We start from the raw sequence: 1,300 nt of genomic DNA, 5'->3' as shown, positions 1-1,300 counted from the left end.
AGCTCGTCGGCGACCTGGCACCTCAACGTTCCCTCCAGCGCGACCGTCGATATTTCCATCGCGAATTCGAGCGGCCAGACCGTCTTCACCGGTAAATATACGGCCGGTCAAGGTTCGGACATTCCCTTCACCTGGAACGGTCAGGGCAATGACGGCACGCAATGGCCCGACGGCAAGTATACGATCTCGGCGACCGGCAAGGATACCGCAGGCAACAATATCGGCGTGTCGGCGCAGGTGCAGGGCACGGTGTCGTCGGTCGACCTGACCCAGTCGCCGCCGCTTCTGACCATCGACGGCCAGACCTACACCGTCAGCCAGGTGAAGAGCATCGCCGCCACCAGCAATTGAGGTTCGCACCTCGCCTGACTGGCTCTGTTCGTTAGTAAAGTATTTACGAAGTCCCCCTCGACCGGCCTGGACGCCCCGTCCCGCCGGCCGAGCTGAGGCTGTTCCCGCCATTTTCAACGAGAATTGTATTGAAGCCTTAGGCTTAGCGGATTTTTAAGCCGCCAAGCGTAGGGTTGTGGCGTGAGTTCAGTGGTTGAGAGTTTGTGAGTACGCCATGACAGAACCCCATCGCCCGAGGGTAAAATACGTCATCGGGCCGGACGGCAGCCCGTTAACGATTGCCGATCTTCCCGCGCCCGGAACCAAACGGTGGGTCATCCGCCGCAAGGCCGAGGTCGTAGCCGCTGTTCGCGGCGGCCTCCTCTCCCTCGAGGAAGCCTGCAGCCGCTATACCCTCACCGTCGACGAATTCCTTTCCTGGCAGTTTTCCATCGACCAGCACGGTCTTGCGGGCCTGCGCACCACCCGCATCCAGCAGTATCGCCAGTAAGCGATCCGGAAACTGATCGATTTGACGAAAATCGGCCCCGCCCCGCGAGGCCGATTTTTTTCATGTCCGTTCTTTTGTCAGAGCTCTTAACCTTCGTTAACCATATCGAAACCATCACCTAGGCAATAATTGCCCAGTCGGCTGCCGGAAAGTTTGGGCCGAATCTCTGGGGCGGTTGCTTGCAAGGTCTGTTGGACTTCCTGAAGGGTCTCGGCGCTGCGCGGTTCGCGGCGATGATCGCGGTGACCGCCGCGCTCATCGGCTTTTTTGCGTTCGTCATCATGCGCGTGACCGCGCCGCAGATGACCACCCTGTTCACCGACCTCTCGGTCGAGGACTCCTCCGGCATCATCAAGGACCTGGAGCGCCAGGGCATCCCGTTCGAGATCCGGAACGAGGGCAGCATCATCATGGTGCCCAAGGACAAGGTCACGCGTCTGCGCATGAAGCTCGCCGAGG

Annotated in this window: 2 protein-coding genes and 1 pseudogene; all 3 read left to right on the top strand. The window is 60.2% G+C overall.

From position 1 onward, the window contains the following. Positions 1-351: FlgD immunoglobulin-like domain containing protein (locus C2U70_RS32565; RefSeq protein WP_283810415.1), on the top strand; the 351-nt coding region annotated here is incomplete at its 5' end. Positions 352-565: 214 nt separating this feature from the next. Continuing rightward, complete coding sequence (locus C2U70_RS32560) at positions 566-841, top strand: DUF1153 domain-containing protein (RefSeq protein WP_002714638.1); 276 nt, start codon at positions 566-568, stop codon at positions 839-841. A gap of 179 nt (positions 842-1,020) precedes the next feature. Then, positions 1,021-1,300 (top strand): annotated as a pseudogene (locus C2U70_RS32555) (flagellar basal-body MS-ring/collar protein FliF); the annotation flags it as partial.

The sequence above is a fragment of the Bradyrhizobium guangdongense genome (assembly GCF_006483445.1).
In the GTDB taxonomy this organism is placed as follows: Bacteria; Pseudomonadota; Alphaproteobacteria; order Rhizobiales; family Xanthobacteraceae; genus Bradyrhizobium; species Bradyrhizobium guangdongense_A.
Note: the sequence above shows the minus strand (reverse complement) of the source record. Positions and strands in the feature narration are given on the sequence as shown.

Bases quoted from the DNA above. Each gene is read 5' to 3' on its own strand.
- C2U70_RS32560 (WP_002714638.1), top strand. From the start codon at position 566: ATGACAGAACCCCATCGCCCGAGGGTAAAATACGTCATCGGGCCGGAC.